Annotated in this window: 20 protein-coding genes and 2 tRNA genes; 2 read left to right on the top strand and 20 right to left on the bottom strand. The window is 60.9% G+C overall.

Features of this window, described 5'->3' with window-relative positions:
- Positions 1-38: 38 nt before the first annotated feature.
- Positions 39-512, top strand: a complete 474-nt coding sequence (locus EDC39_RS02275; RefSeq protein ID WP_187426601.1) for an LEA type 2 family protein — start codon at positions 39-41, stop codon at positions 510-512.
- A gap of 89 nt (positions 513-601) precedes the next feature.
- Here the strand turns inward: EDC39_RS02275 and EDC39_RS02270 are convergent, their stop codons facing one another.
- Positions 602-1216 carry a general secretion pathway protein GspB gene (locus EDC39_RS02270; RefSeq protein WP_148894481.1) on the bottom strand — a complete coding sequence of 205 codons (615 nt, stop codon included), beginning with the start codon at positions 1214-1216 and terminating at the stop codon, positions 602-604.
- A complete protein-coding gene (locus EDC39_RS02265; RefSeq protein WP_148894480.1) occupies positions 1213-2928 on the bottom strand; it encodes an AAA family ATPase in 1716 nt (571 codons plus the stop codon). The genes EDC39_RS02270 and EDC39_RS02265 overlap by 4 nt, the downstream gene beginning before the upstream one ends.
- Before the next feature lie 150 nt (positions 2929-3078).
- On the opposite strand from EDC39_RS02265, the gene glgP reads away from it, so the two are divergent.
- Positions 3079-4791: an alpha-glucan family phosphorylase gene (gene glgP, locus EDC39_RS02260; RefSeq protein WP_148894479.1), complete on the top strand. Its 1713-nt coding sequence runs from the start codon at positions 3079-3081 to the stop codon at positions 4789-4791.
- A gap of 114 nt (positions 4792-4905) precedes the next feature.
- Here glgP and EDC39_RS02255 read toward each other — a convergent pair whose 3' ends face one another.
- The 18 genes from EDC39_RS02255 to EDC39_RS02170 form a co-directional block, all read right to left on the bottom strand.
- Positions 4906-6000, bottom strand: coding sequence for a phosphotransacetylase family protein (locus EDC39_RS02255; RefSeq protein WP_148894478.1), 1095 nt, complete (start codon positions 5998-6000; stop codon positions 4906-4908).
- Positions 6001-6162: 162 nt separating this feature from the next.
- On the bottom strand, positions 6163-6684 hold the full coding sequence (locus tag EDC39_RS02250) for a DUF882 domain-containing protein (protein ID WP_246140155.1): 522 nt from the start codon (positions 6682-6684) through the stop codon (positions 6163-6165).
- A 169-nt stretch (positions 6685-6853) separates the two neighbouring features.
- A tRNA-Arg gene (locus EDC39_RS02245) sits at positions 6854-6930 on the bottom strand.
- Positions 6931-6937: 7 nt separating this feature from the next.
- Positions 6938-7453 carry an adenine phosphoribosyltransferase gene (locus tag EDC39_RS02240; RefSeq protein ID WP_148894476.1) on the bottom strand — a complete coding sequence of 172 codons (516 nt, stop codon included), beginning with the start codon at positions 7451-7453 and terminating at the stop codon, positions 6938-6940.
- A 9-nt stretch (positions 7454-7462) separates the two neighbouring features.
- Entirely contained in the window at positions 7463-8386 is a 924-nt protein-coding gene (locus EDC39_RS02235) for a sigma-70 family RNA polymerase sigma factor (RefSeq protein WP_148894618.1), read from the bottom strand.
- Positions 8387-8505: 119 nt separating this feature from the next.
- Positions 8506-9300, bottom strand: coding sequence for a M23 family metallopeptidase (locus EDC39_RS02230; protein WP_148894475.1), 795 nt, complete (start codon positions 9298-9300; stop codon positions 8506-8508).
- Positions 9301-9383: 83 nt separating this feature from the next.
- Positions 9384-9977 (bottom strand): YqaA family protein, encoded by a 594-nt coding sequence (locus tag EDC39_RS02225; protein WP_148894474.1) that lies wholly within the window; start codon positions 9975-9977, stop codon positions 9384-9386.
- Between the two features lies 1 nt (position 9978).
- A complete protein-coding gene (locus EDC39_RS02220) occupies positions 9979-10629 on the bottom strand; it encodes a protein-L-isoaspartate(D-aspartate) O-methyltransferase (RefSeq protein WP_148894473.1) in 651 nt (216 codons plus the stop codon).
- 11 nt (positions 10630-10640) lie between these two features.
- Positions 10641-11399: a 5'/3'-nucleotidase SurE gene (gene surE, locus EDC39_RS02215; RefSeq protein WP_148894472.1), complete on the bottom strand. Its 759-nt coding sequence runs from the start codon at positions 11397-11399 to the stop codon at positions 10641-10643.
- Positions 11400-11417: 18 nt separating this feature from the next.
- Positions 11418-11795 (bottom strand): MerR family transcriptional regulator, encoded by a 378-nt coding sequence (locus EDC39_RS02210; protein WP_148894471.1) that lies wholly within the window; start codon positions 11793-11795, stop codon positions 11418-11420.
- Between the two features lie 36 nt (positions 11796-11831).
- On the bottom strand, positions 11832-12113 hold the full coding sequence (locus EDC39_RS02205; RefSeq protein ID WP_148894470.1) for an integration host factor subunit alpha: 282 nt from the start codon (positions 12111-12113) through the stop codon (positions 11832-11834).
- A 202-nt stretch (positions 12114-12315) separates the two neighbouring features.
- On the bottom strand, positions 12316-14721 hold the full coding sequence (gene pheT, locus EDC39_RS02200) for a phenylalanine--tRNA ligase subunit beta (RefSeq protein ID WP_148894469.1): 2406 nt from the start codon (positions 14719-14721) through the stop codon (positions 12316-12318).
- A 33-nt stretch (positions 14722-14754) separates the two neighbouring features.
- A complete protein-coding gene (gene pheS, locus EDC39_RS02195) occupies positions 14755-15774 on the bottom strand; it encodes a phenylalanine--tRNA ligase subunit alpha (RefSeq protein ID WP_148894468.1) in 1020 nt (339 codons plus the stop codon).
- An 85-nt stretch (positions 15775-15859) separates the two neighbouring features.
- Positions 15860-16216 carry a 50S ribosomal protein L20 gene (gene rplT / locus EDC39_RS02190; RefSeq protein ID WP_148894467.1) on the bottom strand — a complete coding sequence of 119 codons (357 nt, stop codon included), beginning with the start codon at positions 16214-16216 and terminating at the stop codon, positions 15860-15862.
- A 106-nt stretch (positions 16217-16322) separates the two neighbouring features.
- Entirely contained in the window at positions 16323-16520 is a 198-nt protein-coding gene (gene rpmI / locus EDC39_RS02185) for a 50S ribosomal protein L35 (protein WP_148894466.1), read from the bottom strand.
- 34 nt (positions 16521-16554) lie between these two features.
- Positions 16555-17094, bottom strand: a complete 540-nt coding sequence (gene infC, locus EDC39_RS02180; protein ID WP_148894465.1) for a translation initiation factor IF-3 — start codon at positions 17092-17094, stop codon at positions 16555-16557.
- Positions 17095-17109: 15 nt separating this feature from the next.
- The gene (gene thrS / locus EDC39_RS02175) at positions 17110-19026 is read right to left on the bottom strand and encodes a threonine--tRNA ligase (RefSeq protein ID WP_148894464.1); all 1917 of its coding nucleotides are present in this window, start codon (positions 19024-19026) and stop codon (positions 17110-17112) included.
- A 74-nt stretch (positions 19027-19100) separates the two neighbouring features.
- Positions 19101-19175, bottom strand: a tRNA-Val gene (locus EDC39_RS02170).
- Positions 19176-19323 lie beyond the last annotated feature (148 nt).

Raw genomic sequence — 19323 nt, 5'->3', positions numbered from 1 at the left:
GCCTCCGCCCTCATTCCAACCCGGCCAGGAGACAGAATATGACATTTCTGCCCAGATGCCATCTGCTGCCCGTCGTCTTCGTCCTGCTACTGGCGGGCGGCTGTGCCGCCCTGCATCCGAAACCGCCCCAGGTCAGCCTGGCGGCGCTGCAGCTGACCGATGCCAACCTGAGCCATGCCCGGCTGACCGCCCGGCTGGAATTGCACAATCCGAACCCCTATGCCCTCGACATCAGGGGCGCCGACTACCGCCTGGCGCTGAACGGCGTCGAGGTCTCGCGCGGCCGGACCGACAACCCGGTCCGAATTGAGGCCAACGGCAGAGGCTATCTCGATATCGATCTCGTCGCCTCCTACCTCGACCTGCTGAAGCTGCTCAGAGGATTGAAACGGGCAGACACGGTCGACTATCTGCTGGAAGGCACCCTCGACCTCAGCGGCCCCGGCATCGTCCATCTGCCCGTCCCCATCCGCCGACAGGGTTCGATCAGTCTCGGCGACCTGCTGCCCTAGCAGGCTACCCAAAAACTGTCGCGGCTGGCGAGTCCCCGAGTCCGCAAGCCCTCGACCGGCAGATCGGCAAGTGTACGAACCACTCCGCCCTACTCCGGCTCGGTCAGGGATACGCTCAGCCTCCGTTCGCCATCGCTGAAGATCACCCGGTCACGCAGGATCTTTTCGACCCGGTAACCTTCGACGACCGACCCGGTCATGACCGGCAGATCATTGATGATCGCCATGCGGTTTTCCGGGGCGTCCTGGTAGACGATGCCCGAAACGGTCAGGGGAACGGCATCCGCTTCGGTCTTCACTGGCCGGCTCGCCTGCGGCTTACCGGCCGCCAGGCCGCTTGCCTGGCGGCCGCCCCCGCTGGCAGAGAGCGCGGAAGAGGTCGATGGCTCCGGGCCGGGCGTCTCGCCCAGCGGTGGCCGTGGCACGGCGGTGACGGCTTTGCCGGCGGATTGCCCCGGCACCGCCTCGCCGGCTGGCGGCTGCACGACAAATTGCGGTCCTTTTTTTGCTCCCAGGTAATAGATGCCGCCGGCCAGCAGAACAAGAACCGCCAGCAGCACCGTCGTCCAGATGGCCGGCCGGCTGCCGGAGCCTTTGCTCCGTCCTTCACCGCGCAAAATATCGGCGGCGATATCGACCCTGTTCTCGCCTGAACGGACCTTCTCCTCTTCGAGTTTTCTTAAAGCCTTCAGGATCGAACTCATGACGCATCCTGTCCCTTTTCGGGAGTTTCGCCCAGACGGGCTTCGGGATAGCCGCAACGCCGGTAGAGCAGAATCAGGCTCTGCGGGCCGACCCGCCCGTCCTGGACCAGGCCGGCCTCGGCCTGAAACCGGGTGACCGCCTCAATGGTCGGTTCGTCGTAGACACCGCTGGACAGCCCGCGGGCGTAACCGCCCCTGGCCAGCAGCCGCTGCAGCCGGGTGACGGCCGCCCCGCGCTGGCCACGACTGCCGACAAAGGGTATCTCCTCGTGATTCTTCCACAGCAGATAGGCCCGGCCCGACCAGAGACCGGCGAGTTCATCTTTCGTAAGCCTCCCCTGACCGACCTGCTCGGGAAAAACCCGGAAGCTGTCGCCACGGCGGGAAAGAAGGACCAGATAACGCGGCTCCGCTTCGCCCGGCAGGGTCAGCTCGAGCAGAACGGGGAGATCGAACTTAAGCAGATCGTCCAGCGAACCGTCGAAACGGGTCAGGGTGAGGCCCCTCCGGCGACAGGCCGCCATCAGCTCCGGCAAAGGCGTTTCATCGCCAGTCTCCAAGGCGACCCCCCAGAGGGACGCCAGCCTGACGATTCCCGGGGCCGGGCTGCGACCGGAACTGACGGTGGCGAGCTGGCGGCGTATCCCGTCGACGCGGGCGTAGAGCTCACCGACAGCCGGCGTTTGCCGAGCGGCGGCGACCGCAGTGGCGCCGGAAGGGCCCTTCTCCGGCAGCGCCCCCCCCTGAGAGAGCGACCAGCGCCCTGCCTGCGGATCTTCGGTGTCGCCGAAGCGGTTGAGCGTGTCCGACAACAGCGCCAGGGCGAGCAGAAACCCGCCGAGCACCAGAACGAATCCGACACTCCACCACAGACGACGGCGTCGCCCCAGTCCCCGTTCGGCTCCTTCCCGTCCCAGCTCGACCAGGACCTGGCGGACATGACGGCGTTCAACGATGCCGGCATCGTCAGCATAAGCGGCAAGCAGCGCCCGGTCGCACAGAACGTTGATCAGGCGTGGATTGCCGCCGGTTCGTTCGACGATGCATTTCAGGGCGCCTTTGTCGAAAAGCCCGCGGGCGCGGCCGCCGGCGACGGCGATGCGATGCTCGATGTAGCGCACGACGTCTTCCGGCACCATCGGTTCGAGACGGTAGCGCACGGTGATCCGCTGCCGCAACTGGCGCAGCTCTTCGCGATCGAGCATGCTGGCGAGTTCGGGCTGACCGACAAGCACGATCTGGATCAGCTTGTCGGTTTCGGTCTCGAGGTTGGACAGCAGGCGGATCTGCTCCAGCACCTCGGGAGCGAGATTCTGGGCCTCGTCGATGATCAGCACGACGGTACGGCCGACCCGGTTTTCTTCGAGAAGAAAACGGTTCAGCCCCTGCTGCAAATCATCGAGGCTGTCACCGGCACCGGCAATGCCGAACTCGCGGACGATGTTGCGCATCAACTCGATCGCCGACAGGCTCGGATTGAAGATCAGCGCCAGCCGGTAGCGATCGTCGGCAAGCTGGTTGAGCAGGGTACGCAGAACCGTAGTCTTGCCCGTGCCGACCTCGCCGGTGATTTCGATGAAACCGCAATGATTCTGGATGCCGTAGAGCAGATGGGCGAAGGCTTCCTTGTGGGTGCCACTCAAAAAGATGAAATCGGGATTGGGAGTGATGTTGAACGGTTTTCTTTCGAATCCGAAATGCTGCAGGTACATGCCTCGCCCCTTGTCAAAACCAGGCATTAATGTTCCATAACCCCGCGCCCATTGCAAGGGAAAGAGGAGAGAAACCGTCGTCTGCAGCCGGCTTACAAGCGGCAGACAACCTGTTATTATTGAGGTTGACCTCTCGCAGGAGACAAACGAATGGAAGATTGGAAAGTTTACACCCACCGGGAGCGCATCGCATACTTTTCCATGGAGATCGGTCTGTCGCAGGACATCCCAACCTACAGCGGCGGCCTCGGCATCCTCGCCGGCGACACCATCAAGAGCGCGGCCGACCTCAAGGTTCCCCTGATTGCCATCACCCTGTGTCACCGCAAGGGCTACTTTCGCCAGACGCTGGACGAACACGGCTGGCAGCACGAACATCCGCGGCCCTGGCAGCCGGAAAAGTACATGGAGCTGCTGCCGGTCAAGACCCTGGTCAGCATTGAAGACCGCGACGTCAAGGTACAGGCCTGGCTCTACCGGGTCAAGAGTCCTACCGGCGGCGTGGTCCCTGTCCTCTTTCTCGATACCGACATCCCCGGCAACGCCGACCAGGATCGCCGGCTGACCGACCATCTGTACGGCGGCGATCTCGCCTACCGCCTGAAGCAGGAGATCATTCTCGGCATCGGCGGCGCCCGGCTGCTCAGCGCCCTCGGCTTTCGCATCCGCAAATATCACATGAACGAGGGGCACGCCAGCCTGCTGACCCTCGAACTGCTCAACCGTTGCCGGCGTCACGTCGAGGACAGCTGGGACGAGCGGACCGCCTGGGACACCCAGATGGTCGCCGATCAGTGCGTCTTCACCACCCACACCCCGGTCGAGGCCGGGCACGACCGATTCCCCTACGACATGGTCGAACGGATTCTGGGGAAACAGGTTCCCTATCCCCTGTTGCGCGAACTTGCCGGAAAGGACGAGCTGAACACCACCCTGCTGGCCCTCAACCTGAGCCGCTATGTCAACGGCGTCGCCAAGAAGCACGGCGAGGTTTCCAAGGCCCTCTTTCCCGGGTTCGAGATCCACGCCATCACCAACGGCATCCATCCCTTCACCTGGGTTTCACCCTACTTCGTCAGTCTGTACGACCGTTATCTGCCGGGCTGGGCCAACGAACCGGAGATGCTGGTCAGGGTCGACCTGATCCCGGATGACGACATCTGGGACGCCCACATGGGCGCCAAGGCCTACCTGCTGCAGTACATCCGCGAAACCACCGGCATCGAACTCGAAACCGACGTTCTGACCATCGGCTTCGCCCGCAGGGCGGCGACCTACAAGCGGGGCGATCTCATCTTCACCGATCCCGAGCGGCTGCTCGCGATCGCCGGCGGCAGGCTGCAGCTGGTCTTCGGCGGCAAGGCCCATCCCCAGGACACGCCAGGCAAGGAGATCATCCAGCGCATCATCGGCAACATCAGGAAATACGGCGACCGGATCCGGGCCGTCTATCTGCCAAACTACAACATGGAAGTCGCCTACAGGCTCATTCCCGGCGTCGATCTGTGGCTGAACAATCCGATCCGCCCGCTCGAGGCTTCGGGAACCAGCGGAATGAAGGCGGCCCTGAACGGCGTTCCCAACTTCAGCGTACTCGACGGCTGGTGGATCGAGGGGCATATCGAAGGAGTGACCGGCTGGAGCATCGGTCCGAAGCCGAAGGATGTCAAACCGGAAGCCGACACTACCGAATCTGACGCCCGCGATCTCTACGACAAGCTGGAAAAGGTCATCATGCCCCTCTATTACCGGGACCGGGCTGGATGGATCCAGGTGATGAAAAACGCCATCGGCAAGAACGGCTACTACTTCAACACCCATGTCATGATGCGCCGCTACGTCACCGCGGCCTATCTCGCCTGACGAAATAGAAACCTATGGCAGTTGGCGTGCCATCATGACATTTTCTTACATACTGCAGTTTCGGATATCAGTAACGGTCGACGGAAGCCTCCAGGCGGGCGAGACCAGCTCGAACTAGAGCAGAGTATCGATGGCGTCAAAGTCAAGCGACTCCTCGGCCAGGCGCTGAACCAGGTTGATCTTCTCCTCGTCTTCGGCGGTGATTTTCGAAACGTAGTTCTCGAGGGTGGAAAAGATTTCGGCGGTGGTTCTTTTCTCGCAGCGCAGGTAGGGGATGCCGCTGTCGTCGATGATCTTCTGGGTGACGTCGGAAACGGACGCCACCCCGGTAATCACCAGACCACAGATCTTTTCGTAATATTCCGGCATGTGATAGAGGGTCGAAAGCGTGACCAGCAGTTCGTCCCGCGAGCTGGTCACCACCAGCAGGGTCGACGGCTGCAGCAGGTCGACGACGCGCTGGGTCGACGCCGCGCCCAGCTGCACGTGATGCACGATACGGGCCGCCTGCTGGCTGTCGGCCTCGAGCCTGAGGTCGAGCAGGCGGGAAACGTTGAGCAGGGTCGGGTTGGCCAAAATCTGCGAATAATCGAAGCCGCCCAGCACCCTGATGCCCCGGCGGGAGAAGGCCTGGCCGAGATAGTGCAGCACCATCTCCCGCTTTGCGGGGAGAATCTTGTTGGGAAGAACCAGCTTCACCTCGGCGCCCTCGGCTTCGAACAGGGCCAGATTCAGGTGGATGTCGTCGATGGCGCTGCCGATGCCACCACCGGCGATCATCATCACCGGCGCGTCGAGGGCCTTGGCCACTCGGGCGTTGTTGATTCCGGCCACCGATCCGACACCGGTATGCCCGGCACCCTCGATCACCAGAAAATCGCATTCCTTCTCCAGCTCGGCACAGGCTTTCTCGATCCGCTCCATCAGCGCCTCGGGGCGGATATAGCCGTCGAGAATCCGCTTGGTGTCTCCGGGGTGCAGCACCACGGGCGACATCAGGTCGACCCTGTCGCTGAGCCCGTAGACGCGGGCCATCAGCTTGGCGTCCATGTCGACATCCCGCCCCTCGAACCTGGCCAGCTTGGGGCCGAACGGCTTCATGAAGCCGATACGGTCGTATTTCTTGCCTGCCATGTGTAGCAAGGAAAGACTGATGGTGGTCTTGCCGCAGTGCTGGCCGGTCGCCGCCACAAAAACCTTCTTCGCCATGGGTGTCGTGGGATCCTTTCGTCTGGTTTCGCGATCTCAACGATAGCACAAAAAGGGAGAAAGCGAACCTTTGTACCGGGCCGTTTACGGTCGGTGCCCGAAAACAAAAAGGCCCGTTCCGCAGAACAGGCCGAAGTTGGTGACAGACAGTCCGCTGTGCCGTCAGACACCCTGCCAGAGTCTGAAGCGGCCGGTATCAAGATGGACGAAATTCGATTTCGGGTAATAGCCGACACCGCCAAGGCGCAACTCGACGGCGGCCCGATGCAGACGCTTCAGCCCACAGCCCGGCAGGCGGATGTCGATCGCCCGCCCCTGCATGTGCAGGCTGTTTTTGGCCACACCCTTGCTGCGCCGGCGCAACAGGGCATTGGTCGCCGGCGAACGATAGCCGGATATGACCTCGATTTCGGTGCAGACACCGAGATTGCTTTCGGTCAGATAGAGCAGATCGAACAGGCGCGGGTCGATGGTGGTCACCTCGCCGGTTCGGTAGTCGCGCAACAGGTGATTCAACTCCGCCAGCACATCCACCTGATAGGTGCCCTTGACACAGTAGGGTACGTTGCGCAGGCGCTCGCCGGTGTGCAGATTGTGCAGACTGAGACAGCGCGTTGACGTCAGATCCTTGCCAACGCGGGCAAAAACCGGCACCGGCAGAAGCAGCGCCAGGCTGCAGAGCATGCCGTTTCTCAGAAAGGTTCTCCGGTTCAACATGGCGAAATGATTTGAATTTCCCCAGAACGATTGATGGCCGAACTCGTCGGCATCCGCATCCCGGCCAGCCGGTCGGAATTTCGCCGCAGATTTCATGCAAGATTGCAACCAAATATTCAAGATATTCAAGGGAAAATGGCGGCCCCGACAGGATTCGAACCTGTGACCCTTCGCTTAGGAGGCGAATGCTCTATCCAGCTGAGCTACGGGGCCTTTGGCATCAGAACTTGAGCAGGCTGAAAACCTTTCCTTCCGGCAGACGCTTGCGCCCTTCGAGGAATTCGAGCTCAGCCATGAAAGCGCATTCGACGATATCGGCCTCGAGCTGGGTCACCAGGTCGACAACGGCGGCGACCGTGCCGCCGGTGGCCAGCAGGTCGTCGGCGATCAACACCTTCTCCCCGGGCTTGAAGGCATCGATATGGATCTCGAGGGTGTCGGTGCCGTACTCCAGCTCATAGGTCTTCTGCAGGGTCTTCCAGGGAAGCTTGCCGGGTTTGCGGACCAAGGCGATGCCGGCGCCGAGCTTGTAGGCCAAAGCCGAGCCGAGAACGAACCCCCTGGCCTCGACGCCGACCACTTTCTGGATGCCCCTGCCGACATAGCGGTGAGCGAGAAGGTCGATCATGCGGTGAAAGCTGGGACCGTCCGCCAACAGGGTAGTGATATCCTTGAAGACTATCCCCTTCTTCGGGAAATCGGGGACGTCACGAATGATCTTTTTCAGTTCCTCCACGTCAACCTCTCATTCTTCGACCGGGTCGCGGCCGTCGGCCCTCTTTTCTGCCATAATTCGCCGCAACTTTTCAAGACTCTTCGCCTCGATCTGGCGTATACGCTCGCGGGTCACCCCGAAGCGCCGGCCAATGGTGTCGAGGGTCTGCGGCTCCCTGTCATCAAGCCCGAAACGCAGGCTGAGGATCTCCCTCTCGTTTTCGGTCAGGGTCTCCATCCATTCGGCGACATGCCGGAAACGGTCGAGATCCTCCGCCAGGGTCAGGGGATTGATGGCCGAGGTGTCCTCGACGGTGTCGATCAGGCTGTAATCGTTGTTTTCACCCATGGGATGCTCGATGGAATAGGTCTTCTTGACCAGAACGAGCAGACGGCGCACATAGGCGGGTTCGACTCCCATGGCTTCGGCGACCTCTTCCACCTCGGGTTCGCGACTGAGTTGCGGCACCAGTTCGCGGGTGACCTTGATCAGCTTGTTGATGTCGTCCGAGACGTGCACGGGCAGCCGGATGGTCCGGCTCTGATTGACCAGGGCACGTTCGATTGACTGCCGGATCCACCAGGTGGCGTAGGTGGAAAAGCGACATTCCTTGGACAGCTTGAAGCGCTCGACCGCCTTGATCAGCCCCATGTTCCCCTCCTCGATCAGATCGAGAAAAGGAAGCCCGCGGTTCATGTAGCGCTTCGCGATCTTGACCACCAGCCGCAGGTTCGATTCGATCATCCTGTCCCTGGCGGCCATGTCGCCCTCGGCGATTCTGCGGGCCAGCGCCCTTTCTTCTTCGGCGGTCAAAAGCGTGGTCTTCTGGATGTCCTTGAGATAGATCTTGATGGCGTCATCCGAATGGGAGTCGTCCTCCTCTTCGGCGGCCTTCTTCTCTTCGGCTTTCAGCTCCTCGATTGTCGGTTCAATCTCTTCGAGATCGGCGGTCATGGTAACGCCCCCCTCCTGCTCGATCGATACGTCGGAAAAACCGTCGACAATTTCATCCATGGCTGCCTCCGCCTGTTGTTGGTGCCAGGGCAGGTTGAAGTCTAGGGAACCCGTCCCCCTCAAGGCAAGTAAAAAATGGGATTTACCGGCGTCTTCCCTTTTCTGATCTCGAAATAGAGCCTGGGAGCCCCCCCGGAAGGCGGGACTCCGGACAGGGCGATCTTCTGCCCCTTGCTGACGAAACTGCCAGCCTTGACCAGGTTTTGCCGGTTGTAGCCGTAGATGGAATAATAGTCCTTTTCGTGCTGGACGACGATCAGGTTGCCATAGCCGCTGATGCCGTTGCCACTGTAGATCACCTTGCCCGCAGCGGCGCTGAAAACGGCCGAACCGGGCGGCATGGCGATCTCGATTCCGTTGCTGGCGCCGGCGCCACGGCCGCCGAACCGGCGCACGATCTTTCCGCGTTGCGGCCAGGCGAAAAAGCCCTTCTCCACCCTGCCCGCACGGCTGGCGGGCGGTTTGCGGCGCACGCCGGTCTCGGCCTTCTTCTTCACCGCTCCGCCGCCGGAACGGGCGGGCGGCGACTTGCGAGCCTCTGGTTGTTTTCTGCTGCCGGACGAACGGGATACTACGGAAGGACGAGCCGGTTTCCCGGCAACGGTTTTTACCGTGGGGGGCACGTAGCGGGTGCGGGTGGCGCCGGGAATGAACAGCTTCTGTCCCACCGCCAGCCGGGTGGGATCGTCGATGCCGTTGACACGGGCCAGATAGGCCTCGTCGACATGATAGGTCTTGCTGATCTGGTAAAGAGTCTGCCCCTTGCCGACGGTATGATAGACACCGCGAGGCGGCGAACAGCCCGCAAGCAAAAGAAGAACCGTCAGCAGCAGAAAACCCCTCGAAAAGCGCATCAACCCGCCTGAAAATAGCGAAAAAACTGCAAGAGAACGTTTTCCGTCAAACTAGCAAAGCTCCCCCCCGAAGGTCAAACCTTTCACAGCAGATGCCTGACGAGAAGAAAACCGCCGACCAACAGCAGGAGAAACAGAAGGGAGAAGAGATTGAAATAGCGCTCGATCAACTCCCTGATCGGCGGCCCGAATTTCTTCAGCAGCCCCGCTACCAGCAGAAAGCGTAGCCCTCGGCTGACGATGGACGCCACGACAAAAACCGGAAAATTGATCTGGAATACACCAGCGCTGATGGTGATGATCTTGTAGGGAACGGGGGTAAAACCGGCGGTAAAGACAGCCAGAAAACCGTACTGATCGAACAGGGACCGCATGCTGGCGAAGGTTTCGACGTTGAAACCGGGAACATAGTGGAAGAAAAACGGCGCCGCCACTCCCCAGAGGGCGTAGCCGATCAGATAACCGCCGACCCCCCCCAGCACCGAACCGGCCAGGGCAATGGCGGCGAAGGTCCAGCTCGCCGCCGGCAGCGCCAGACACATGGCCATCAGCAGCACATCAGGTGGAACCGGAAAGAAGGAAGCTTCGCTCAAGGCGAGAAAAAAGAGAGCCGGCCGGGCATGAGGGCTTTCGCTCCAGGACAGAACCCAGTCGTAGAGCCGCCGCAACCAGCGCATGTCAGTTCTCGTCGTCCGCCCAGCCACGTTCACCGATCAGGGGCACGAACCGGCAGCCGAGAAGATTCTCCGTCTCGAAATGATCCCCCCGGCGGGTCACCCTTTTCAGCAGCTGCCCTTCCTGTCCGCCGACGGGAATCACCAGTCGGCCGCCGTCGGCCAGCTGCTGCAGGTATTCCTCGGGAATGTCGGGTGAAGCAGCGGTCACGACAATGGCGTCGAAGGGAGCTTCGGAAGCCCAGCCGAGACTGCCGTCACAGACCTTGAGATTGATGTTGTTCAGTCCCAGCTGATCGAACAGGCGGCGCGCACGTCGCGCCAACTCGGGGATGCGCTCGACGGTATAGACCTTTCTGGCGATGCGCGCCAGAATCGCCGCCTGGTAGCCCGAACCGGTGCCGACTTCCAACACCTTTTCGTCTCCCTGAAGCTCGAGCGCCGCCGTCATGTATCCGACCATGTAGGGCTGCGAAATGGTCTGCCGATAGCCGATGGGCAGCGGGCTGTCGGAGTAGGCCTGGCTTTCCAGCGCCGGTTCGACAAAGAGATGCCGCGGCACCTCGAGCATGGCTTTCAGCACCTTCTGATCGGTGATGCCACGACCGCGGATCTGCCGTTCGACCATTTTTTTTCTGGCTATGGCGTAACGCATGATAATCCGTTTCAGTCTGTCTGTCCCAGCTCTTCCAGGCCCCAGGAAGACAGCTGGCCCAAGGCACGGTAATTGGTCAGATCGAGGTGAAGAGGCGTCACCGAGACATGACCGCGGGCAACGGCATGAAAATCGGTCCCCGGCTCGTCATCGAAACCGGATTCACCACCGCCGATCCAGTAGTATTTGCGACCGCGCGGATCCTCCTTTTCGACCACCAGCTCGCCATAGCGGCGTTTCCCCTGCCGGGTCAGCAGCACCTCTCCGGAATGCTCCTTGGGAACATTGACATTGAAGAAGGTGTCCGGCGGCAGATTCCTCTCCTGCAGCAGGTGGCTGAGCCGGACGGCAATGCCGACCGCCGGGAAAAAGGCCTCGAGGGGATAAGGACCGTCGACCAGCGAGATAGCAAAAGCGGGAACCCCCATCAGGGTCGCCTCCATGGCGGCCGCTACCGTCCCTGAGTAGGTGATGTCATCGCCCAGGTTGCCCCCGCGGTTGATTCCGGAAACGACCAGATCGGGCCGGCGTTCGAGCAGGCCGTGGATACCGAGATTGACACAGTCGGTCGGCGTGCCGTCGACGGCAAACCAGCCGGGGCGCAACTCTTCGGCGCGAAGCGGGCTCTGCAGGGTCAGAGCATGCCCGACGGCGCTGCGCTCCCGATCCGGCGCGACCACGACGACTTCGCCAACTGTTCTCAATCCCTCCGCCAGACTGTGAATACCGGGGGACTGAATGCCATCGTCGTTGGTCACCAGGATGAGCAAGGAAACCTCGAAAAAAAATCAGGACTCAAGTGGAGATTTGAGCCGGTCACGCAGAACGCTCAGCTCAGAATGAATCTGCCGCAGCAGGACTTTCTCCCGGGCCCCTGTCAGGGGAAGCGCCAGCTGCTCCACAGCCTTCTTTCCGGATGGCTGTCTTTCCTTCAGCTTCTTGCGCGCACCGGCGATGGTATAGCCCTGTTCGTACAGCAGATCCTTGAGACGAAAGACCAGCTCGACATCCTTGCGACGATAGAGCCGCTGGTTGCTGCGGCTTTTGACAGGCTTGAAGGACTTGAACTCGGATTCCCAGTAGCGCAGGACATGCGGCTTGATCCCGGTCAGTTCGGCCACTTCGCCGATCCGGAAATAGAGCTTGTCAGGAATCCTCGTGTCCATGCATCCGGAACTGGCGGGAAGAAGACCGGCCCGCGGTTACTTCTCCCCGTTGATCATGTTCTTGAGCACCTGACTCGGCTTGAAGGTCAGGATCCGACGGGAAGTAATTTCGATTTCCTCTCCGGTCTGGGGATTGCGTCCACGACGTGAGGCCTTGTCCTTGACAACGAAGTTGCCGAAGCCGGCGATCTTGATCTTTTCCCCGCCCTCCAGAGTCTCTTTCATCAGGTCGAAAACCATCTCGACAATTTCAGCGGATTCTTTCTTGGAATAACCGGTTTTGAGGTATACGCGTTCGATCAGGTCCGCCTTAGTCATAGAACCTCCACGTGCCAAAAGGGCCAACTTGCCTGAATTTATGGGCTTTTATAACACAGCACCATACCCTTGACAACAGGTTTCAGCAAGAAAGTTTCATATTTTGCAAGGGGTTAGGCCCGAAACCGTGAGTCGGCCACCAGCAGACGACGACAATCGACGCCCTGCCGGTGGCCGAAAATCCGGACCTGCCAGCTGCCGATCAGCGTATCTGGGCGCCGAGATCCTTCTCCAGCCGGCGCACGATCTTGTCGTGCACGCGGTTGATCTCCTCGTCGGTCAGGGTCCCCTCCTTCGACCGGTAACGAACCCGGAACGCCAGGCTCTTCTTGCCTTCGGGAACCCCCTTGCCGCAGTAGAGGTCGAAAAGGACGATATCTTCGGCGAAACGCGGGATGGCCGTCTTGACAACCTCAAGCACCCGAGAAGCGGAAATCTCTTCATCGACCAGAATGGCCGTATCGCGGAAAAGATCGGGGAAACGGGAAAGTTCGCGGAAACTGACGCCTTCCCTGGCGTGTTTGCGCAGGACTTCGACATCGAGCTCGAACAGATAAACGACCTGCTCGAGACCGTATTTTTCCTGGACCACGGGATGGACCTCGCCGGCCGTACCGAGCAGCTCGCCGTCGACGACGATCCTGGCCGATTTGCCCGGGTGCAGATAGGGTTCTTCACCATCGGCGAGCCAGACGGCATTCTCGACGCCGGCGGCCGACAGGACCCTTTCGACAACCCCTTTCAGGTCGTAGAAATCGACCGCGTTCTGGTCGGATGCCCATCCCAGGGGCGAGCGGCGGCCGGTCATGACCGCCGTAAGGCGACAGGGTTCGGCGTGCTCCTCGCCCTCACCGCGCAGAAAGACCGGGCGCAGTTCGAAAAGCCGCAGATCCAGGGAGCGGTAGGCGAGATTGCCGGTCACGGTCTGCAGCAGACTGGGCACGAGGGTCGTTCGCATCACCGACTGCTCTTCGGTCAGCGGGTTGAGAATGGCGATGGCATCACGCCTGCTGTCGTCGGCTGCCAGGCCGACCTGGTCGAAGGCGGCCGGGGAGATGAACGAGTAGTTGATCACCTCGCTGAAGCCGGAGGCAACCATCTGGTCGCGCAGGCCGCGGACAAAGTTCTGCAGCGGATTGGGCCTGCTCGCCAGAATGCGCGTTTCCGGCATGGTGACCGGAATCCGGTCGTAACCAGCCAGCCTGGCCACCTCCTCGACCAGGTCGATCTCCCTTTCGAGGTCAGGCCGGAAGGACGGAACCGTGCAGGCGATGACACCGTCGGCTGCCGCCGGTCCGGTTGCAACACCGATCGACTCCAGATGTCCGCGAATGGCCTCGGTGTCGAGATCGATGCCGAGAACGTCGCGACAGCGCTCGGACGAAAGGTCGATGCGGGCCGGCACGAAAGGCCGCGGGTAGGCATCGATACTCCCCCGGCAGACGATACCGCCGGCCAGTTCGACAACCAGGGCGGCGGCGCGATCAAGGGCCACCGGCACCATCTCGATATCGGTACCGCGCTCGAAGCGGTGTGACGATTCGGTGTGGATTCCGAGCCGCTTGCTGGTCCGACGCACCGTCGTCGGCCTGAAATAGGCGCTCTCGAGCAGGATGTCGGTGGTCTCCTCACGGATTTCCGAATTTTCGCCGCCCATGATGCCGGCCAGGGCCACGGGGCCCTCGCCGTCACAGATGACGAGGTCGGTCCCCTTGAGCAGGCGCTCCTGGCCGTCGAGAGTGGTAAAGCGGCTGCCCTCTTCGGCCCGCCGGACGACGATTCTGCCGCCGCGCAACAGATTGAAGTCGAAAGCGTGCATCGGCTGGCCGAGCTCGAGCATGACCAGGTTGGTGATATCGACCACATTGTTCACCGAGCGCAGGCCGACCGACTCGAGCCGCCGCACCAGCCACTGTGGCGAGGGACCGATTTTGGCCCCACGAATCAGCCGCGCCATGTAGCGGGGGCAGTGCTCGGGCTCTTCGATGGTCACCGACGTCTCGCCGCCGATATCGGGCCCCTGTTCGACGACGCTGACAGAGGGGAACTTCAGCTTCCGGCCGTAAAGGGCAGCGACCTCGCGCGCGACGCCAATCACGCTCAGACAGTCGGGGCGATTGGGGGTCAGGCCGATCTCCAGCCGGGTATCCTTGAGGCCGAGAGCCTCGAAAACGGGACGCCCCGGTTCGAGACCTTCGGGCAGGATCATGATGCCGGAAGCTTCCTCGGAAAGGCCCAGCTCCTTTTCCGAGCAGAGCATACCCATGGATACCTGGCCGCGAATCTTCGATTTCTTGATCTTGAAATTTCCGGGCAGCACGCTGCCGACCTGGGCCAGCGCAACCAGATCGCCGGCCCGGTGGTTGGTGGCGCCGCAGACAATCTGCAGTTCCTCGCTGCCGGTATCGACACGGCAGACGGTCAGGCGGTCGGCGTCGGGATGCCGGTCGACGGTGATCAGCCGGGCGACAATGACGCTGTCGAGATCCTGACCGATGTGGTCCACCGATTCGACTTCCAGTCCCGCCATAGTCAGGCGATGGGCCAGATCGGCGGCATCGCCATCGAAATCAACAAACTCCCTGAGCCAGTTGGTCGTAACGATCATGAATGCAAGTTTCCTTTAGGTTTTCAGGTACAACTACTTGAACTGAGAGAGGAATCTGATGTCGTTCTCGAAAAAGAGCCGCAGGTCGTTGACGCCGTATTTCAGCATGGCCATGCGCTCCAGCCCCATCCCGAAGGCAAAGCCGCTGTAGACTTCGGGATCGTAGTTGACGGAACGGAAAACCTCCGGGTCGATCATGCCGCTGCCGAGAATTTCGAGCCAGCCGGTCTGCCCGCAGACCCGGCAGCCCTTGCCGCGGCAGATGACGCATTCGACATCGACTTCCGCCGAAGGCTCGGTGAAGGGAAAGAAGGACGGCCGAAAGCGCACACCGAGATCGGGGCCGAAGAAACGCTCGATAAAGGTAGTCAGAATCCCCTTCAGGTCACCGAAGGTGACCTTCCTGTCGACCAGAAAACCCTCGATCTGGTGAAACATCGGGCTGTGGGTCAGGTCGGAATCCCGACGGTAGACAGTCCCCGGCGCGACCACCCGGACCGGCGGCTGCTGCGCCAGCATGGTGCGGATCTGCACCGGCGATGTGTGGGTGCGCAGTACGGTGTCGTCGTCGATATAGAAGGTATCCTGCATGTCACGCGCGGGATGGTCCTTCGGGATGTTCAGCGCCTCGAAATTGTAGAAATCCTGCTCGATTTCAGGGCCTTCGGCAACGCCGAAACCGAGCGAGGCAAAAATGCCGACCACTTCTTCGGTCACCAGGGTGATCGGATGCCGGCTGCCGATCCAGGCCGGACGGCCGGGCAGAGTCACGTCGATCTTTTCCGAAGCCAGGCGGCGGGCGACCTCCTGCTGCCGCAGCTGCCCGATCTTTTCGGCAAAGGCCTGTTCCAGTTCCTGCTTGACCCTGTTGGCGAGAGCGCCAACGACCGGACGTTCTTCGGGGGAAAGCTTTCCCATCCCCTTCATGATCGCCGTCAGCTCGCCCTTCTTGCCGAGAATCCGAACCCGAATCTGCTGCAGCTCGGATTCGCTGACGGCGGCGGCTATCGCCGCGCCGGTGTCACGGGCCAGGGTTTCGAGTTTGTCCTTCATGCTCCCATCCTTGAAAATGATGCAGTCGCCCCTGTACGGGCTGCACAAAAAAAAAGATGAGGCCCAGCCTCATCTTTTTTCTCCGTTATTGAAGCTGCGCTCGAGCCTGCTCCACAACCGAGCTAAAGCCGGCGGGATCAGTCACCGCCAGTTCGGCCAGAATCTTCCGGTCGAGCTGGATGTCGGCTTTCTTCAGCCCGTGCACCAGGCGGCTGTAGGTCAGGCCGTTTTCCCTCGCCGCGGCGTTGATGCGGGTGATCCACAGCGCGCGGAAGTCGCGCTTGCGCACCTTGCGGTCGCGGTAGGCGTAGTTGAGGGCCCGGTCGACCGCCTCGGTGGCGCTGCGGAACAGCTTGCCACGCGCGCCGCGGTAACCTTTGGCCAGTTTCAGGATACGGTTTCTTCTGCGTCTCGCTTTGAATCCTCTTTTGACTCTCGGCATCTTTCAGCACTCCTTTAAAAAAAATTGATCGTGGCACAAAACCACGATCCGGACAGGATCTGAAGGAGGAGACCTTTCCCCTCAGTTCACTGCCCTGGTGTCCGGCTCACAGATAGGGAATGAGCCGGGCGATATTCTTGGCATCCGCCGGCGCAACCAGGGCCGACTGACGCATTTCACGCTTTCTCTTGGTGGTCTTTTTGGTCAGAATGTGGCTGTGATAAGCCTTGTTCCGACGGATCTTTCCGGTTCCGGTCCTGCGGAAGCGCTTGGCGGCGCCCCTGTTGGTCTTGATCTTCGGCATATCGTTCTCCTTGGCACCCGCTGCAGAGCGGGAATTATTTTTTCAGCGGCGCAACGACCATGGTCATGAACCGCCCGGCCATCCGAGGCATCATCTCGACCTGGCCGAGATCCTTCACGTCTTCGGCGACCCGCTCCAGGAGCCTGCGGCCGAACTCCGGATGGGTCACCTCGCGGCCGCGAAACATGATGGTCACCTTGACCTTGTTGCCGGCCTCGAGAAAGCGTCGAGCGTTGCGAACCTTGACGTTGTAGTCGTGCTCCTCGGTCTTGGGCCGCAGCTTGACTTCCTTGATATCGACCCGGGCCGCTTTCTTCTTAGCTTCAGCAGCCTTTTTGCTCGCCTGGTACTTGTACTTGCCGTAATCCATGATGCGGCAGACAGGCGGATTTGAATTCGGTGCTACCTCGACCAGATCCAGGCCGCGCTCGGCGGCGGCTTCCAGGGCGGAGGCAACATCCATGATGCCCAGCTGTTCTCCGTCCTCGGTGATGACCCGGACTTCCCGGGCCCTTATCTGGCCGTTGACGCGGGTCGTATCTCCCGTCGTCCTGTTGTCTCTGAACCTGGCGATAGCAGCACCTCCTGATCAACGGTATTGACGGCATTCGTCCTGGACGAATGCTGCGAAAACTTCCGGCGTCATCGGCTCGAGGTTCCTTCCGTCCCGATAACGGGGAGCGACCGTGCCGTCGGCCATCTCGCGATCGCCGATGACCAGCATGTAGGGAACTTTCTCGACCTGAGCCTCACGGATTTTAAAGCCCAGCTTTTCATTTCGCAAGTCCTTTTTTACCCTGATTCCGGCATTTAACAGGGTTTCGTGGACTTTTTCGGCGTAAGCGGCCTGATTGTCGGTGACATTCATCACCACAGCCTGAACCGGAGAAATCCAGAGCGGGAAATTTCCGGCGTAATGTTCGATCAGAACCCCGATGAAACGCTCGATGGCGCCGAGAATGACGCGGTGCACCATGACCGGCCGGTGCTTCTCGCCGTCCGGGCCGATGTAGGTAAGATCGAAGCGTTCCGGCAGGGTAAAGTCGCACTGGATGGTCGCGCACTGCCAGCGGCGATCGAGAGCATCCTTGAGCTTGATGTCGATCTTCGGCCCGTAGAAGGCGCCGTCGCCCTCGTTGACCTCGTAGGGGAGACCCGAGTCGTCCAGGGCGCCCATCAGGGCCCGGGTGGCACGCTCCCAGTCCTCGTCCGAGCCGATCGACTTTTCCGGCCGGGTGGAGATCTCCATCTCGTATTCGAAACCGAAGATCCCCATCACGTCGCGGACAAAATTCAGCACCCCCTTGATCTCGCCATCGAGCTGTTCGGGCGTACAGAGGATGTGGGCGTCGTCCTGGGTGAAACCGCGCACCCGCAACAGGCCGTGCAGCACACCGGATTTTTCGTGCCGGTGCACGGTGCCGAGTTCGAAATAGCGCAGCGGCAGGTCGCGGTAGGAGCGGATCTTCGACTTGTAGATCAGCATGTGGGCCAGGCAGTTCATCGGCTTGATGCCGTAGCTCTGCTCGTCGACCTCGGTGAAATACATGTTTTCGCGATAATTCTCGTAGTGTCCCGAGGTCTTCCACAGTTCGGTGCGCAGAATCTGCGGCCCCATGACGATGTCGTAGCCCCGCTTCAGGTGTTCGCGCCGCTCGAAATCCTCGATCAGGGTACGCAACAGCGCCCCTTTCGGATGCCAGATGACCAGACCGGCTCCCGCCTCCTCGCTGAAGGAGAAAAGATCGAGCTCCCGGCCGAGCTTGCGGTGATCTCGCTTGCGCGCCTCCTCGAGCCGGTGCAGGTATTTCTTCAGCTCTTTCTTGTCGGGAAAGGCCGTGGCATAGATCCGCTGCAGCATGGCGTTCTTCTCGTCGCCACGCCAGTAGGCTCCGGCAACGCTGGTCAGCTTGAAGGCCTTCAGGTAGCCGGTCGAAGGCAGATGCGGACCGCGGCAGAGATCGACGAAATCGCCCTGCCGGTAGATGGAGACCACCGGTTCGTCGAGATCGCGGATCAGCTCGACCTTGTAGTCTTCTCCCATCTCGCTGAAGAGACGAATCGCCTCCTCGCGACCGATCTCCTGTCTCTCGATGGGATAGTCGGCCTTCGCCAGCTCGGCCATGCGGGCCTCGATCCTGTCGAATTCCTCGGGAGTGAAGGTGTGGTTCTCGCTGTAGAAATCGTAATAGAACCCGTTGTCGATGGCCGGCCCGATGGTCACCTGGACGTCACGACCGAACAGGCTCTTGACGGCATGGGCCATGAGATGAGCGGCGGAGTGGCGGTAGATTTCGAGCCCTTCACTGCTCTTGAGAGTGACCAGTTCGAGCCGGCAGTCGGAATTGAGAGGCCGCGTCAGGTCTACCAGGCGACCATCGACGCGGGCAGCCACCGACTGACGCGCCAGACCCTCCCCGATTGTCCGGGCGACATCCAGCGGGGTACTCCCCTTTTCAACCTCTTTGACACTGCCATCCGGCAGGCTGACGCGAATCACGCTCATCTCCGACTCCCCTGGCAGAAACGAAAAGAGGCATCGAATGATGCCTCGGTTTCGCCGTTCAGTACTGTTGCATGTGGTAGGCACGGGCGGGATTGAACCGCCGACCCCTACCGTGTCAAGGTAGTGCTCTCCCACTGAGCTACGTGCCTACATGCCTCGTGTCAACGCCGGAAACTTTTAACAAAAAGCCGCGCGGGATGTCAAGCATTTTCACCCGCATTTTTTTCCTTTTGCCTCCTGGCGTCGCAAGGTCGCGCCAACGCTGATTTTTTCTTGCCGCATGCCCTGGATTCGGGT

The sequence above is a fragment of the Geothermobacter ehrlichii genome (assembly GCF_008124615.1).
In the GTDB taxonomy this organism is placed as follows: Bacteria; Desulfobacterota; Desulfuromonadia; order Desulfuromonadales; family Geothermobacteraceae; genus Geothermobacter; species Geothermobacter ehrlichii.
This window is presented reverse-complemented; position numbering and strand designations above follow the sequence as displayed.

Bases quoted from the DNA above. Each gene is read 5' to 3' on its own strand.
- EDC39_RS02275 (WP_187426601.1), top strand. From the start codon at position 39: ATGACATTTCTGCCCAGATGCCATCTGCTGCCCGTCGTCTTCGTCCTG.
- EDC39_RS02270 (WP_148894481.1), bottom strand. From the start codon at position 1,216: ATGAGTTCGATCCTGAAGGCTTTAAGAAAACTCGAAGAGGAGAAGGTC.
- EDC39_RS02265 (WP_148894480.1), bottom strand. From the start codon at position 2,928: ATGTACCTGCAGCATTTCGGATTCGAAAGAAAACCGTTCAACATCACT.
- glgP (WP_148894479.1), top strand. From the start codon at position 3,079: ATGGAAGATTGGAAAGTTTACACCCACCGGGAGCGCATCGCATACTTT.
- EDC39_RS02255 (WP_148894478.1), bottom strand. From the start codon at position 6,000: ATGGCGAAGAAGGTTTTTGTGGCGGCGACCGGCCAGCACTGCGGCAAG.
- EDC39_RS02250 (WP_246140155.1), bottom strand. From the start codon at position 6,684: ATGCTCTGCAGCCTGGCGCTGCTTCTGCCGGTGCCGGTTTTTGCCCGC.
- EDC39_RS02235 (WP_148894618.1), bottom strand. From the start codon at position 8,386: ATGACCGCCGATCTCGAAGAGATTGAACCGACAATCGAGGAGCTGAAA.
- EDC39_RS02230 (WP_148894475.1), bottom strand. From the start codon at position 9,300: ATGCGCTTTTCGAGGGGTTTTCTGCTGCTGACGGTTCTTCTTTTGCTT.
- EDC39_RS02225 (WP_148894474.1), bottom strand. From the start codon at position 9,977: ATGCGCTGGTTGCGGCGGCTCTACGACTGGGTTCTGTCCTGGAGCGAA.
- EDC39_RS02220 (WP_148894473.1), bottom strand. From the start codon at position 10,629: ATGCGTTACGCCATAGCCAGAAAAAAAATGGTCGAACGGCAGATCCGC.
- EDC39_RS02210 (WP_148894471.1), bottom strand. From the start codon at position 11,795: ATGGACACGAGGATTCCTGACAAGCTCTATTTCCGGATCGGCGAAGTG.
- EDC39_RS02205 (WP_148894470.1), bottom strand. From the start codon at position 12,113: ATGACTAAGGCGGACCTGATCGAACGCGTATACCTCAAAACCGGTTAT.
- pheT (WP_148894469.1), bottom strand. From the start codon at position 14,721: ATGATCGTTACGACCAACTGGCTCAGGGAGTTTGTTGATTTCGATGGC.
- pheS (WP_148894468.1), bottom strand. From the start codon at position 15,774: ATGAAGGACAAACTCGAAACCCTGGCCCGTGACACCGGCGCGGCGATA.
- rplT (WP_148894467.1), bottom strand. From the start codon at position 16,216: ATGCCGAGAGTCAAAAGAGGATTCAAAGCGAGACGCAGAAGAAACCGT.
- rpmI (WP_148894466.1), bottom strand. From the start codon at position 16,520: ATGCCGAAGATCAAGACCAACAGGGGCGCCGCCAAGCGCTTCCGCAGG.
- thrS (WP_148894464.1), bottom strand. From the start codon at position 19,026: ATGAGCGTGATTCGCGTCAGCCTGCCGGATGGCAGTGTCAAAGAGGTT.